The 13,808-nt window shown below is 48.3% G+C and carries 15 protein-coding genes; all 15 read right to left on the reverse strand.

All coding sequences use genetic code 11. From position 1 onward, the window contains the following. Window positions 1-249: 249 nt before the first annotated feature. The 15 genes from lysS to HP398_RS30035 all read right to left on the reverse strand — a co-directional run bounded on the left by lysS (window position 250) and on the right by HP398_RS30035 (window position 13,780). Complete coding sequence (lysS, locus tag HP398_RS29965) at window positions 250-1,770, reverse strand: lysine--tRNA ligase (RefSeq protein ID WP_069852969.1); 1,521 nt, start codon at window positions 1,768-1,770, stop codon at window positions 250-252. 102 nt (window positions 1,771-1,872) lie between these two features. Beyond that, window positions 1,873-2,349: a transcription elongation factor GreA gene (gene greA / locus HP398_RS29970; RefSeq protein ID WP_007725265.1), complete on the reverse strand. Its 477-nt coding sequence runs from the start codon at window positions 2,347-2,349 to the stop codon at window positions 1,873-1,875. 217 nt (window positions 2,350-2,566) lie between these two features. Continuing rightward, window positions 2,567-3,595 carry a tRNA dihydrouridine synthase DusB gene (dusB, locus tag HP398_RS29975; protein WP_017247019.1) on the reverse strand — a complete coding sequence of 343 codons (1,029 nt, stop codon included), beginning with the start codon at window positions 3,593-3,595 and terminating at the stop codon, window positions 2,567-2,569. Window positions 3,596-3,666: 71 nt separating this feature from the next. After that, complete coding sequence (locus tag HP398_RS29980; RefSeq protein WP_012683949.1) at window positions 3,667-3,876, reverse strand: helix-turn-helix domain-containing protein; 210 nt, start codon at window positions 3,874-3,876, stop codon at window positions 3,667-3,669. After that, window positions 3,828-4,358: a 2-amino-4-hydroxy-6-hydroxymethyldihydropteridine diphosphokinase gene (folK, locus tag HP398_RS29985; RefSeq protein WP_173624455.1), complete on the reverse strand. Its 531-nt coding sequence runs from the start codon at window positions 4,356-4,358 to the stop codon at window positions 3,828-3,830. The genes HP398_RS29980 and folK overlap by 49 nt, the downstream gene beginning before the upstream one ends. Beyond that, entirely contained in the window at window positions 4,355-4,726 is a 372-nt protein-coding gene (folB, locus tag HP398_RS29990; protein ID WP_173624456.1) for a dihydroneopterin aldolase, read from the reverse strand. The genes folK and folB overlap by 4 nt, the downstream gene beginning before the upstream one ends. Then, complete coding sequence (gene folP / locus HP398_RS29995; protein WP_017247016.1) at window positions 4,719-5,915, reverse strand: dihydropteroate synthase; 1,197 nt, start codon at window positions 5,913-5,915, stop codon at window positions 4,719-4,721. Before folP ends, folB begins: the two co-directional genes overlap by 8 nt. Before the next feature lie 52 nt (window positions 5,916-5,967). Beyond that, a complete protein-coding gene (gene pabC / locus HP398_RS30000; protein WP_173624457.1) occupies window positions 5,968-6,813 on the reverse strand; it encodes an aminodeoxychorismate lyase in 846 nt (281 codons plus the stop codon). A 33-nt stretch (window positions 6,814-6,846) separates the two neighbouring features. Beyond that, complete coding sequence (tatC, locus tag HP398_RS30005; protein ID WP_017247014.1) at window positions 6,847-7,581, reverse strand: twin-arginine translocase subunit TatC; 735 nt, start codon at window positions 7,579-7,581, stop codon at window positions 6,847-6,849. 69 nt (window positions 7,582-7,650) lie between these two features. Further along, a complete protein-coding gene (tatA, locus tag HP398_RS30010) occupies window positions 7,651-7,851 on the reverse strand; it encodes a twin-arginine translocase TatA/TatE family subunit (protein WP_017247013.1) in 201 nt (66 codons plus the stop codon). Window positions 7,852-7,871: 20 nt separating this feature from the next. Beyond that, a complete protein-coding gene (locus tag HP398_RS30015; RefSeq protein ID WP_173624458.1) occupies window positions 7,872-9,509 on the reverse strand; it encodes a PhoX family protein in 1,638 nt (545 codons plus the stop codon). A 137-nt stretch (window positions 9,510-9,646) separates the two neighbouring features. Then, a complete protein-coding gene (gene pabA, locus HP398_RS30020; RefSeq protein ID WP_017247011.1) occupies window positions 9,647-10,231 on the reverse strand; it encodes an aminodeoxychorismate/anthranilate synthase component II in 585 nt (194 codons plus the stop codon). A 17-nt stretch (window positions 10,232-10,248) separates the two neighbouring features. Continuing rightward, on the reverse strand, window positions 10,249-11,742 hold the full coding sequence (locus HP398_RS30025; RefSeq protein WP_173624459.1) for an anthranilate synthase component I family protein: 1,494 nt from the start codon (window positions 11,740-11,742) through the stop codon (window positions 10,249-10,251). Between the two features lie 120 nt (window positions 11,743-11,862). Beyond that, window positions 11,863-12,795: a cysteine synthase A gene (gene cysK / locus HP398_RS30030; RefSeq protein ID WP_173624460.1), complete on the reverse strand. Its 933-nt coding sequence runs from the start codon at window positions 12,793-12,795 to the stop codon at window positions 11,863-11,865. A gap of 82 nt (window positions 12,796-12,877) precedes the next feature. Next, the gene (locus tag HP398_RS30035) at window positions 12,878-13,780 is read right to left on the reverse strand and encodes a peptidyl-prolyl cis-trans isomerase (RefSeq protein WP_173624461.1); all 903 of its coding nucleotides are present in this window, start codon (window positions 13,778-13,780) and stop codon (window positions 12,878-12,880) included. Window positions 13,781-13,808 lie beyond the last annotated feature (28 nt).

The following is a 13,808-nucleotide window of genomic DNA, read 5'->3' on the forward strand; positions in this document are numbered from 1 at the left end:
TTCGCAACAACCATTTCATCTTATCAGGTTGTTCAGGTCGTGTCAACAAGTTTTTTTAACGTGTTTTTCAGCGACCTCATTAATCTATCACATACCTTGAAGGAAAAGCAAGAACTATTTTCACATCATTTTTTTGTGATCGATTAAGTAAAAAAGAAGAACAGGTATTAATATAACACTTAACCTTTTTAAGTGCAAGTAAAAAATAAAACCACCTGAGTTTTTCTCAGATGGTTCTATTCAGAAAGACTAGTCGCGGTTACGCATATGAGGGAACAGCAGTACGTCTCGAATAGAAGGAGAGTTGGTCAACAGCATTACCAGACGGTCAATTCCGATTCCTAATCCTCCGGTTGGCGGCATACCGTACTCAAGCGCTTCAATGAAATCATCGTCCATATCATGCGCTTCGTCGTTACCAGCTTCTTTTTCCAAGAGCTGTGCTTCAAAGCGTTCACGCTGGTCAATTGGATCGTTGAGCTCAGTAAATGCATTGGCATGCTCACGAGCTACGATAAACAACTCAAAACGATCCGTGAATCGCGGATCCTGGTCATTTTTCTTCGCCAATGGCGAAATCGCCACAGGATGACCGTAAACAAAGGTAGGCTGAATCAACGTATGCTCCAGCTTTTGCTCAAAGAATTCATTCACTACATGCCCGAACGTATGGTGAGGCTCAACGGATACGCCATGCTCTTTTGCCAAAGCACGCGCTTCATCGTCGCTCATTTCCTTCCAGAAATCGACGCCGAGATTTTCCTTAATCAAATCTACCATGTGTACACGACGCCATTTTGGTGTCAGGTCAATCTCATTGCCTTGGTACTGAATTTTCATAGTGCCCAATACTTCCTGTGCGATATGAGCAACCATTTCTTCAGTTAGGCTCATGATATCCTGGTAGTCAGCATACGCTTCGTACAGCTCAATCATCGTGAACTCAGGGTTGTGACGAGTAGAGATCCCTTCGTTGCGGTAAACGCGACCGATCTCATACACCTTTTCCAGGCCACCGACAATCAGACGTTTCAAGTGCAGCTCAATTGCGATACGCATATACAGCTGCATATCCAATGCATTGTGGTGCGTGATAAATGGACGAGCAGATGCACCACCGGCAATCGCATGGAGTGTAGGTGTTTCTACTTCCAGATAGCCAAGGTTGTCCAAATAACGACGCATCGAAGTCAGAATACGGCTACGAGTAATGAACGTATCACGAACCTCTGGATTCACAATCAAGTCCACGTAACGCTTACGGTAGCGAGTCTCGATATCTTTGAGGCCATGGTATTTCTCAGGCAGTGGACGCAGTGATTTGGTCAGGTAGGTCAGTTCCTTTGCTTTTACACTGAGCTCGCCGGTTTTTGTTTTGAAAACAACACCAGTTACACCGACCATGTCACCGATATCAGCCAAATCAAATACTTTGCTCAGCTCTTCGCCAACGGTATCCTGACGGACGTAGATTTGAATCTGACCGGAACGATCCAGCAGTTGAGCAAAGCTCGCCTTACCCATTCCACGTTTCGCCATCAAGCGGCCTGCGATCGTAACCACGTTCTCTTCCGTTTCCAGCTCTTCCTTGCTCTTTTCGCTAAAAGCTTTCGTTATATCTGCAGCGTGATGCGTTTGCTCGAATTTTTTACCGAACGGATCAAAGCCCCACTCACGCAATTGATTCATTTTGTCGTGACGCACTTGAAGAAGCTCGTGGAGCCCTTCCTGTTGCTGCTCTTCTTGCTGTAGGTCTTGCTCGTTTGCCATTTCACTCACTCCTCTAGAAAATACCTGCATTAACAATTTTGTACAGACTTTTATAATAGCGATACGGCGTACCTCGCAAAAGGTACGCCATAGATCGACTGCTTACAGGTTAATATCAAGAATCTCGTACTGAATGACTCCTGCCGGTACGTTAACGTCAACAATCGCGCCTTTTGCTTTGCCGAGGAGCGCTTGACCTACCGGGGACTCGTTGGAAATCTTGTTGTTCATCGGATCGGATTCAGCAGAACCTACAATCGTGTAATCCATAACATCACCGAACTCGAGATCTTTCAGCTTCACGCGGGAACCAACGCTTACAACACCTGTATCTACATCTTCATTTGTGATGATACGGGCATTGCGCAGCATTTTTTCCAGGGTCAGAATGCGGCCTTCAATGAACGCTTGCTCATTCTTTGCTTCTTCGTATTCAGAGTTCTCACTGATATCTCCAAAGCTAATCGCTTCTTTAATACGAGCAGCTACTTCCTTGCGTTTAACCGTTTTCAAATCTTCAAGCTCTTGTTCCAGCTTTGTTAAACCTTCTGGTGTAAGGATGACTTCTTTTTCAGACATGGTTCAATTCCCCCGTTTTAAAAAATGATTCCATTTATACTGGGTAAAGTACAAAGGATTATATGTAGATGTTCTATACAATATACAGCAGAATGCAATCGTCTGTGAGGTTCAAAGGTAAAGCTGCCAGTGTGGACTGGCAGCTCGGCTCCCAATATTACGGAGTATTATAGGATATGAAGGAACCCTTGTCAATGTCTGGAATGAACCACCAATTTTAGTAGCTGACAGCCTCATCATGCGCTGTTTCCAGCGGCTCTTCACTGTCATCGGCGTAGTTTTCGATCCAGTCGACATAGTTCATGAGGACGCGACGAAGCTCCTCTTCTGTCTCAACCGCATTCACGAGATTTTTCGTGTGCGTCGAGCCCTTCAAGCCTTTCAAGTAATACGCCGCGTGCTTGCGCATCTCAAGGACTCCCACTCTCGGACCCTTCAGCGCGATTAAACGCTCTGCATGCAAGAAACAAATATCCATCTTTTCACGTGCGGTTGGCTCCGGACCAAGCTCGCCCGTCGTCAGGTATTGAATCGTACGATACAGCATCCACGGATTTCCGAGCGCAGCACGTCCAATCATAACACCATCGCAGCCCGTTGTATCCAGCATGCGTCTCGCATCCTCAGGAGTAGCCACATCCCCGTTTCCGATCACCGGAATCGAAACGGTTTCCTTCACGCGACGGATCCATTCCCAGTCAGCTTGCCCCTTATACATTTGTACGCGGGTGCGTCCATGAACAGCAACAGCTTTGCCGCCTGCACGTTCTACTGCCTTGGCGTTATCCAGTACGTACAGATGATCTTCGTCCCAGCCTAATCTCATTTTCACGGTAACCGGCTTGTCGACCGCATCGACCACAGCAGATACGACTTCGTAAATTTTATCTGGATCGAGTAACAGACGCGCACCTGCATCACAGCTCGTAATTTTCGGCACAGGACAGCCCATGTTGATATCAATGATATCCGCATTCGTATGCTGGTCTACATATTTCGCCGCACTCACCAAGGTTTCCTTGTCTCCACCAAAAATCTGCAAACTTAGTGGTTTTTCGCGTTCGTCGACAAACAGCATATCTATCGTTTTTTTGTTTCCGTGCACGATGCCCTTGTCGCTTACCATCTCAGCGCAAACCAATCCAGTACCGAACTCCTTTGCAATCAGACGAAAAGCAGGATTACAGACACCTGCCATTGGAGCGAGAACTACGTTGTTTTTTAATTCGATATTGCCGATTTTCATCTATTTTCGCCTCCTTAATTCCCGCTTAGTCGGGGTCTTGGAGAGGACAATCCTATCCAAACTTCATTACATCACTTATTTATAGCACATAATTCATCGTAGTCTACCTGTAAAGTGCTGGCGATCTTCCGTAATACAGGCTCTGTTGGCGTACGAGTTCCTCTCTCTAGTGATCCAACAAACGACAGTGACACTCCCATCTTGTCCGAAAGGGACTGTTGCGTATACCCTTTTAGCTTTCGGAAGGACCGGATTCGATTTCCCAATTGATTGCTCCCCACTCACGTACCCCCTTGTGATCCTCTACCAATAAGGAAAGATAATGATCAATGGTCTGGTTATGCTCAGGTAAAACGCCGCCTTCCCAAACGTCTCGAAGCGGCACGAGTACAAAAGCACGCTCGCTCAGCCCAGGATGAGGAATCATGAGATTGTCTTGCGAAACACGAGATGTCCCGTACAACAGTAGGTCAATATCAATCGTGCGCGGACCCCATCGAACTGTTCGGACACGACCCAGCTCTCGCTCTACTGACAAAGCCGTATCTAGCAGCTGATCCGGGGTCTGTTCTGTTTCCACAGCGATCGCCATATTCAGAAAGGCGTCTTGTTCGACGTTACCAAATGGATCCGTCTCATAAACAGAGGAGACACGAAGCACGCGAATTCCAGGTTGCTCGTTCAATCTGTGTATCGCCAGGCGCAAATTTTGTGCCCGATCCCCGAGATTGGAGCCTAGCGCCAAATACGCACAAACTATCATGAAGCAAAATCCTCTCTTCTACGGATCATCTCAATCGCAACCGACTCATAATGCCCATTGATCGGCGGATTCGGCTTGGTCACTTTTGCTTTGACTTCATGCAAAGGGAATTGCATAAGTAGACGTTCTGCTATCACAGCAGTCAGTTTTTCTACCAGCTGAAACCGTTCACCCTCGACAATTTTTTGCACACAAGTAAAGATATCGGCGTAATTGACTGTATCTTGAAGATTGTCACTAGCTCCAGCTTTGGATAAATCGAGCGATAGCTCCAGATCGACATAAAACCGTTGGCCTAGCTCAGCCTCTGCTCCAAACACACCGTGATATCCGTAAAAAGACATGCCATTGAAGTAGATTTTATCCAAGGTTAAAGCCCCCTTTTAGCATCGCGTCCATCATCTTCGTCACTCTCTTCATTTCTTTGACATCATGCACCCGTACCATATGGCAGCCTTTTGCCGCCCCGAGGGCAACTGTCGCTGCGGTACCTTCGACACGTTCATCTACGGGCAAATCGAGAACATGACCGATCATCCGCTTGCGTGAAGTAGCAAGCAGAACGGGATAGCCCAGCCCTACCAGATCATCCAGCCTACGCATCGTTTCGAGATTTTGCTCGACAGTCCTTACAAACCCGATCCCCGGATCAAGGATGATTCGCTCCTGTTTTACCCCTGCCTGCAAGGCGATCTGTACGGACTCACGCAGATCTTTGATATAGTTTGGAAAAAAGTCGTGATAGTCCGTGTCTTCGCGATTATGCATCAGGATAATGGGCACGTCGAGACGAGCAGCTACCTCTGCCATCCGCGGGTCACGCTTCGCTCCCCATACATCATTAATGATATGTGCACCTTCCAAAATGGCCCGTTCTGCAACCGCCGCTTTGTATGTGTCAATAGACAGCGGAACAGACAATTCCTGCGAAAGTGTCCGAATGACTGGCAGCACTCTATCCAGCTCCGTCGCCTCATCGACTGCTTCCGAGCCCGGACGTGTCGATTCTCCCCCGATATCAATCAGGTCAGCTCCGGCCTCAACCATCGCACGCGCTTGTGCCAGTGCTGCCTCTACATCGACATAGCGACCGCCATCCGAGAATGAATCAGGTGTCACATTCAAAATGCCCATGACTAGCGTACGCTCTCCCAGTGGCAGGACATACTGGCCACAGTTCAGCTCGCGGCGCGCACGAAGCTTGGCAGGCATAGCTAAAACTTCCCGTACCTCTGCCGCCAACGCTCGTAGTTCTTCTGTTTGGGTTTTCATATGATCCAACGCCAAATCTATCTTCTTTTGTGAAGCCAACAGCAGCACGTATTTTTTGTCGGCAGTACCTGGTTGGTCTGAAATAATGGCTTCCGCATCGAAAGAGTGCATAATCTCTCTCACACTCTGTGCTGTTGCCACACTCATGTTTTCCGTGTGAATCTTCAGGCTCGTCCCCGCTTCCGCCATGCGTTCGGCTTCTGGAACAGGAACACCCCTTTTGACAAGCTCCGATACCATCTCAGCGAAGGTCGCAGCATGGATTCGAAATGAATTGTATTTCATGATCAAACTCCCTTTTCCCGTCTTCGCACATTGAATAGTAGCATACCATAATTTACTCGCTAGTCGCTACAGACTGACGGTAGGCGCGGTGCAGTTCGCGCGAATATGCACCATATGTCGAAGGGACGCAATGCCCGTCAATTTCGGTAATCGGAACGATCTCTTGCACGGAATTTGTCGTAAAGACTTCATCGGCGTTGAGCAGATCTTCCAAGCGATATCGCCCTTCTTCGACAGGCATCGATAATTGCTGTGCCAAAGTCAAAACATGTCGCCGCGTCACTCCATCAAGAATGCCCGTATCAATAGAAGGAGTAAACAACTGGCCGTTTTTGACCCAGAACACATTGCTCACAATTCCTTCGGCCACGAAGCCATCATGCGTCAAAAATAGACCTTCCACATCAGGACGGGCACCGAGTTCTTGGCGAGCAAGAGCATTGTTTAAGTAATTGTGCGATTTAAAGCGCTGGTGGCCTTCTGCTGTCTGCCTAACCAACGCCAATGTCTGCAATCGTTTTGGCGGAGGAGGTACCGCTAGAGGTGCTACGGGTTTGGCAAATACGAATAAGGAAGGACGCTCGTACTCCCCTGCTACCAAGCCCACTCCTTCTGCGCCAGCCGTAATACTCAAGCGGACGTAAGCATCACGCAACTCGTTGGCATCTATGGTCATTAAGATGGTTTCAGCCAGCTCTTCCTTTGTCCAAGCAGGTTGAATCTGCAACGCAAAAAGCCCGGAACAAAGCCGGGCGTAATGAGCATCCCATAAAAATAGCTTGCGGTCATATACACGTAACGTTTCAAACAAACCAATACCGTACAAAAACCCGTGGTCCAATACCGATACTGTAGCCTCGTGAGCCGGACAAATCGTCCCGTTAACATAAACGTGCATCTGCGCTCTCTCCCGATAATATAGTCGAGAGCATCATATCATATTTTCCGAGGAAACCGCTGTCTCCTGCACACGTTTGCCGTGTACGAAACGCGAGATAGTAATGGAGATTTCATATAAAACGATGAGTGGCACAATTACCATAATATCGGACAGAAAATCAGGCGGCGTAATGGTAATCGAGATAATCGCGAGCACCAAATAGGCGGGTTTGCGCATTTTAGCCAAGCGATGCGGGTTGAGAATCCCCAAATGGCTCAAAAACAAAACGACAACCGGCAGTTCAAAAAGCAACCCAAACGGCAGACACAGATTGAGCATAAAGGTGAAGTAATCGTTCGCTGTTATGACCAGTTCAAAATTCCCGTTGGATAGCCCCAAAACAAATTTGTACATCATCGGAAAGAGCACAAAGTATGCGAAGGAAAGCCCGAAAATAAACAGCAGGAATAGAGCCGGGATATACATGAGCGCCACTTTTCGCTCTCTTTCTTCCAATGCGGGCACCACGAAGCGCCAAACTTGATACGCGGCAACTGGGATTGTTATCGCAATCGCACCGACTGCGGACAACTTCACATAGATCGACAGGATATCTCCCGGCCCAAGAATCGCCAGCTTTTCCCCTGAATGATTCGCTAACGCCAAATAAATATGATCCACAAACAAAAAGCAGATAACCATACTGACAACCAGAACGGACAGCACAATCAAAATTCTGCGGCGCAGGTCTGTAACATGCTCAAGTATAGGCATCTCTTTGCTCACTCGAACTCCTCCTCATGCGCGGAAAAAGGCAGTGCGTCACGTGTACGCACCGCCTTCTCTCTGGCTGGATTAGTTGATTCGTTTCAACGCTTCTTCTGGAGCCTTCTCTTTTTCATCATCGTCTTTGGTCAAATCTTTTGCTGCAGTTTTAAATTCGGTCAAGGTTCGTCCAAAAGCACGACCGATCTCTGGCAGTTTACTCGGCCCGAAAATCACCAAAGCAATGATCAGGATCAGAATTAATCCAGGAATACCGATGCTCGACAGCATAATCTGTTACACTCCTTGTCCTAGAAACCTGTAATAGCAATCACGCTCGGCATGGCTACTGCATTTCCACCTTTAGGCCAGTGGCTGGTCGGCTTGTCATACGACTTCAGATTTTCACCTGGATGCTGCACCGCCAGGAACAGTGTTTTTTCATCAGGGGTGAACCAAGGACCTGTCATTTCAGCGCCTACTGGTGCAGACGCGAATTGTGCGGCTTCTCCCTTGCTGTTACCCGTTGTTGGAATGAAAAACACCCCATTGTTTCCAAAGGATTTATAAATACCGCTGTTCATCGACGAGGACGAGATATCTGTCACGACCCACAGGTTACCCGCGCTGTCGAAAGCCATGTTGTCTGGCGCCGCAAAACCGCTTTGTGGTCCACCTGCTGCAAAAATCTCAAACGTAAACTCCAAGCCTGCATGGTTGTTGTCTTTCTCGAACAGGCGAACGATTTGTCCGTAGAAGTTGCCATGCTTGTCATTGTTGGTCAAGGCAATGAAGACGGAACCATCAATCGGATGCACTTCCAGGTCTTCTGGGCGATCCATCGGGGTAGCCCCTACTGCTTTGGATGCATCTCGGCAGTTGAGAAGCACGTCAGCCTGAGAAGCAAACATCGGTTTGCCATCTGCATCGACTGCTTTTTTCAGTGCTTCGTTTGTTGCGAAATCCAACGCAATCCACTTGCCCTTACCGAAGTTGGCAACGTACAGTGTACCCTCTTCCAGCAGCTTAGAATTGTTTTTCCCTGCCTTCGGTTCGTACTTGCCTTTGGAGACATACTTATACACGTATTGGTCTTTCGCATCATCCCCCATGTAGACGACCAATTGTCCAGATGGAGCCAGAACCATTGCCGTGTTTTCGTGGGAGAATCTGCCCAGTGCTGTATGCTTTTTCGGAGTCGATTTCGGATCAAATGGATCGACCTCTACAACCCAGCCATAATGCTCGGCTTCAGGCAGCTTGCAATCACCGACGACGTCCATGTAGTTTTCCTCGCAGGAAAGAATTGTATTCCACATCGTCACGCCGCCAGAACAGTTCGCAAATGTTCCGGTTACTTCTTTGGCAATAGAAGCTGCTGGGCCAGTCAACACATGCTTGGTCAGTCCGCTCACCCGACGGCCATATTCGGAATCGGAAACAAGCTTCCAGCTGCCATTTTCTTTTTTGATTTCAATAATGGAACCGCCCAGTGCATACAAGTACTTCTTGATTTGCTCAGGGGTACGTTTGTTGTCATCTGCATTCAGATAGTCATAGCCATTCACGTAATATTCCAACTCACCTAAATATTCATGATTCACCCACAAGAGGCCATGATCGGACTTGCCTTCGATTGGTAGGAAACAGGTGAAGTCATTGTTGAACCCGAAGGTATCTCCTACTGCATTGATTTTATCGCCATAGGAAGCCACTACATCGTATTTGAAGCCGTCCGGCAGTACGACATCGTCTTTCGTAGTCGGATGAATTTCTTTGAATTTCGGATTGAAGTTATGTTTTTTTGTATCGAGACCAAACAGATGGTCGGCTGTTTTTCCTGATAGGGTATTACCAGCTGCCAGGGCAGGAATTCCTGTTGCTACCGAAGCCAACGCCGCTGTCCCTACACCGAGATAAGTCAAAAACTGTCGACGATTTACATCCATTTACTATCTCTCCTTTTTCGCCTTCTTCTGTTTCATTGTACAAGCCGTATATCGAGGAACCATGAATGTTATATAAAGAGTATGTAAATAAAAAAACCGCCCTCGAAAAAAGGCGGTTTTCCTGTCGTATCTATGCGTTAACCTGTCGTTTGGCGCGCGTATGCGGTAAGGAAGTTCTTCAGCAATTGCTTGCCGTGCTCCGTAATAATAGATTCAGGGTGGAACTGGACGCCTTCGATTGGGAACTCCCGATGGCGCACAGCCATAATTTCACCTTCCGCTGTCCGTGCGGTTACTTCCAGCTCACTCGGAATGGACGCTTCCTCAATAATCAAGGAATGGTAGCGTGCCGCCGTAAAAGGGGAAGGGATGTCCTGAAAGATGGTTTTGCCATCATGGAAAACTTCCGACGTTTTTCCATGCATCAAGCGCTCAGCCCGAATGACTTTTCCGCCAAACACTTGCCCAATGGACTGATGGCCCAAACAAACACCCAAAATCGGAATTTTTCCGGCAAAATGGCGGATCGCATCCATGCTGATCCCCGCTTCATTTGGCGTGCACGGTCCTGGAGACACCATCAAATAATCCGGTGCCAACCGTTCGATTTCTTCCAGTGTAATTTTGTCATTGCGATACACTTGCAGCTCTTCCCCAAGCTCTCCCACATACTGCACCAAATTGTAGGTAAAGGAATCGTAGTTATCAATCATCAAAATCATCGTACACTCATCTCCTCTCAACTCATCGTTCTCTGCTCGCTCAACTCAAGCGCTTTCCACAACGCTTCTGCCTTTTTCAATGACTCAGCATACTCGGCCTCTGGAACCGAGTCAATCACGATACCCGCTCCAGCCTGCACATGAGCTACGCCATCCTTGATCACCATGGTACGGATGGCAATGTTGACCTCGATATCACCATTGAAGCCAAACCAGCCGATGGATCCCGTATAGACGCCACGCTTGACGGGCTCCAGCTCCTCGATGATTTCCATCGTGCGAACTTTTGGCGCTCCAGTGATCGTCCCTCCTGGAAAAGTCGCTTCGATCGCATCAAGCGCATCCTTGCCTGCTGCCAGCTCTCCTTTGACATGAGAGACGATATGCATGACGTGGGAATATTTCTCCACGACCATGAATTCGCTGACCTCTACACTGCCAAAGCGACAGACACGGCCCATGTCATTGCGTTCCAAATCAACCAGCATGACATGCTCTGCGCGTTCCTTTTCATTATCAATCAGCTCACGTGCCAATGCATCGTCTTGCTCGTCGGTTAATCCACGAGGACGTGTGCCGGCGATTGGACGCGTATGCACTTCCTTGCCTTTTACCTTTACAAGTAGCTCTGGCGAGGCACTAACAAATTGAAATTCAGGGAAGCTCAGATAGCCCATATAAGGAGAGGGATTCAGCTTGCGAAGCACATCGTACACTTCTGGGGCTGTCACCTGCACCGGCTTGCTTTGCCGTACCGACAGATTGACCTGAAAAACATCCCCTTGGGCGATGTACTCCTGTACCCGACGAACGGCATCCTCGAATTGGTTTTTGGCAAAGGATACGGACGCTGGCACTAGTTTGGCAAGTGGTCTTTTGCGCAAAGCTTCCCAATCTGTCTCATCGTGATCCATTGCCAATGAAGCAATCAAGTCCATGCGTTTTTCCAGGTGGAGTGCTGCTTGTCGATAGCTCTCTTCGGTCAAATTGTCCGCGCGCAAATGCGTCAGGCAAATGATCTCTCGGGTCTCATGATCAAAGACAAGAAGGTCTTGCATTATCATAACATACAGGTCTGGCAACTGTAAGTCGTCAGTCGCTATCTGTGGCAAGCTAGGCTCAAAAAAGCGGTTCATCTCATAGCTAATATAGCCTACGGCGCCTCCAGCAAAATCTGGCATACTTGGAAGCATCGGCGTACGGTAACGAGAGAGCAGCTCTCGTAAAGCATTCAATGGGTTGTGAGTCTCTATGCTCTCCATTTTCCCTTCTGGGTACGAAACGATGGTTTCTCCTCGCTGACTGCGCAGCGTAGCGATAGGCTCATATGCCAAAAAGGTATACCGCCCAGCTCGTCCACTTTCCAACAGGACAGCATTTTGCAGAGAAGGCTGTAGCTTTGTGAGCACCTGCCACGGATCAATCGTCGAAGACCACGGTTTACGCAGGGCAAGGGGAACCAACGGATAAGATAAGGCATACGTCTGGCAATCAGCAAAGGTAGGGAACATTCTTCCTCTTCACGCTCCGGTTTTCACTATTTATCCGTTCATTATATAGTTGCCTGACACAAAAAGAAAAGACCACGTCGCCAACGTGGCGCTCCGTGGTCTTGCGGTATCTTTTTACCATTAGTCTTCGAACTGATACAGAGGCGTGGACAAATAACGCTCACCATTCGAAGGAATGACAACGATCACTTTTTTGCCTTTGCCGAGCTTCGCTGCTACTTGCAGAGCCGCATGGATCGCTGCTCCAGAAGAAATCCCGCCGAGAATACCTTCCTGACGAGCAACACGACGCGCGGTTTCAAAAGCGTCCTCGTTTTCTACTTTAATGATTTCGTCGTAAATTTGTGTATCGAGAATATCCGGGACAAAGCCAGCCCCGATACCTTGGATCTTATGTGGACCTGGTTTGCCGCCAGACAAAACTGGCGAAGCAGCAGGCTCAACAGCCACGATTTGAACATTCGGATAGTGTTCACGAAGAACCTGCCCTACACCCGTAATCGTTCCGCCTGTACCAATACCGGAAATAAACGCATCTACGCCGCCGATTTCCTTCGCTTGGTCCAACAGCTCACGCGCAGTTGTCTCACGGTGAACGGCCGGGTTCGCCAAGTTTTTAAATTGTTGCGGAATGAAATACGAGCTATCTTCTTTCGCCAGCTCTTCCGCTTTGCGAATCGCTCCGCCCATCCCTTCGCTGCCTGGTGTGAGAACCAACTCCGCACCATACGCACGCAACAGGTTGCGTCGCTCCATACTCATCGTCTCTGGCATGACCAGAATAGCACGATATCCTTTTGCAGCAGCAACCATCGCGAGTCCAATACCGGTATTTCCGCTCGTAGGTTCAATGATAGTATCACCCGGTTTCAGACTTCCATCTGCCTCTGCTGCCTCAATCATCGACAACGCAATTCGGTCTTTTACACTGCTGCCCGGGTTGAAGAACTCCAGCTTCAAGTAAATGTCTGCAATATCTTCGGTGACAACACGATTCAGCTTCACAAGCGGAGTAAATCCAATCAAATCGGTAATGGAATTAGCCACGCGCATATGTTCTGCCCCTCCTATTTTTAATAACCGAGTAAAACGCTAGGATTTATTGACATAATTATATCAACGGCAGCCTATTTGGTCAATGAGGCATTTGCCCAGAAATCTGGACCCCTACCGATTTTTGCAACCGCTCCAGCACGACATCCAATGACTCGACCTGGGCAAATGCGATCTCTCGGCGTAACTCATCTTTTACTTCTTCAAATGTCCGTTGACTGGCTTCCCTGCGCTCTGTCAGTTGGTAAATGACGTATTGATCTTCTATTTTGATCGCTTCGCTATATTTGTCTTTCTCCAGCTTTTCTACGATGGGCTTCGCCTCGTCAGGCAATCGATTATCCTTAATGGAAACCCAGCCTACATCGCCGCCGTTCACAGCTGTATCTGCATCAATCGAACGCTCTTTGGCAATCGTCTGAAAGTCGGCCCCGTTTTTTAAATCAGCCAAAACTTGTTCCGCTTCTTTTTGTGACGCCACGACGATTTGTCCTAAACGCATCTGCATCGGTCGGGTATAGCGGTCAGATCGGCTATTGTAGACGTTTAGCACTTCTTCATCCTTGATGGTCATGTCCTTCGTTGCCAGGGTTTGCAGCAGGATTTGGTAAGAAATCTCCTGCTTGAGGGCTTCCACGGTCGTTCCCGCTTGTTTTAACAGCGCAGCCTCAAACTCGCTGTCTGTCCGACTGCCATAACTGTCGCGAATCTGGGAAAGCTCTTGCTCCAGCTGTTTCTGATCAACCGTAATGCCGGATCGCTTCGCCTCTTGAAAAACGACTTCCCGATTAATCATGTCGTTTAGCACTTGCTTACCGAACTTTTGTTTCAGCGCCGTTACATACTCATCGTTGCTAATCGTCTTATCCCCTACGATGGCGGCAGGCTGCAGCTTGCCTGATGCCTGGTACCATGCCCAGGTAACGGCAAGCAGCAACAATACAAGCGCCCCAATGAATGCCCATAACCCTTTTACGTTGGTCATGCCAACACTCCCCTACTTGACGCCGCGC

This window comes from Brevibacillus sp. HB1.4B (assembly GCF_013284285.1).
In the GTDB taxonomy this organism is placed as follows: domain Bacteria; phylum Bacillota; class Bacilli; order Brevibacillales; family Brevibacillaceae; genus Brevibacillus; species Brevibacillus porteri.

Bases quoted from the DNA above. Each gene is read 5' to 3' on its own strand.
- HP398_RS30015 (WP_173624458.1), bottom strand. From the start codon at position 9,509: ATGGATGTAAATCGTCGACAGTTTTTGACTTATCTCGGTGTAGGGACA.
- pabA (WP_017247011.1), bottom strand. From the start codon at position 10,231: ATGATTTTGATGATTGATAACTACGATTCCTTTACCTACAATTTGGTG.
- folP (WP_017247016.1), bottom strand. From the start codon at position 5,915: ATGAAATACAATTCATTTCGAATCCATGCTGCGACCTTCGCTGAGATG.
- dusB (WP_017247019.1), bottom strand. From the start codon at position 3,595: ATGAAAATCGGCAATATCGAATTAAAAAACAACGTAGTTCTCGCTCCA.
- HP398_RS30025 (WP_173624459.1), bottom strand. From the start codon at position 11,742: ATGTTCCCTACCTTTGCTGATTGCCAGACGTATGCCTTATCTTATCCG.
- tatA (WP_017247013.1), bottom strand. From the start codon at position 7,851: ATGCTGTCGAGCATCGGTATTCCTGGATTAATTCTGATCCTGATCATT.
- greA (WP_007725265.1), bottom strand. From the start codon at position 2,349: ATGTCTGAAAAAGAAGTCATCCTTACACCAGAAGGTTTAACAAAGCTG.
- HP398_RS30035 (WP_173624461.1), bottom strand. From the start codon at position 13,780: ATGACCAACGTAAAAGGGTTATGGGCATTCATTGGGGCGCTTGTATTG.
- pabC (WP_173624457.1), bottom strand. From the start codon at position 6,813: ATGCACGTTTATGTTAACGGGACGATTTGTCCGGCTCACGAGGCTACA.
- lysS (WP_069852969.1), bottom strand. From the start codon at position 1,770: ATGGCAAACGAGCAAGACCTACAGCAAGAAGAGCAGCAACAGGAAGGG.
- cysK (WP_173624460.1), bottom strand. From the start codon at position 12,795: ATGCGCGTGGCTAATTCCATTACCGATTTGATTGGATTTACTCCGCTT.
- folK (WP_173624455.1), bottom strand. From the start codon at position 4,358: ATGATAGTTTGTGCGTATTTGGCGCTAGGCTCCAATCTCGGGGATCGG.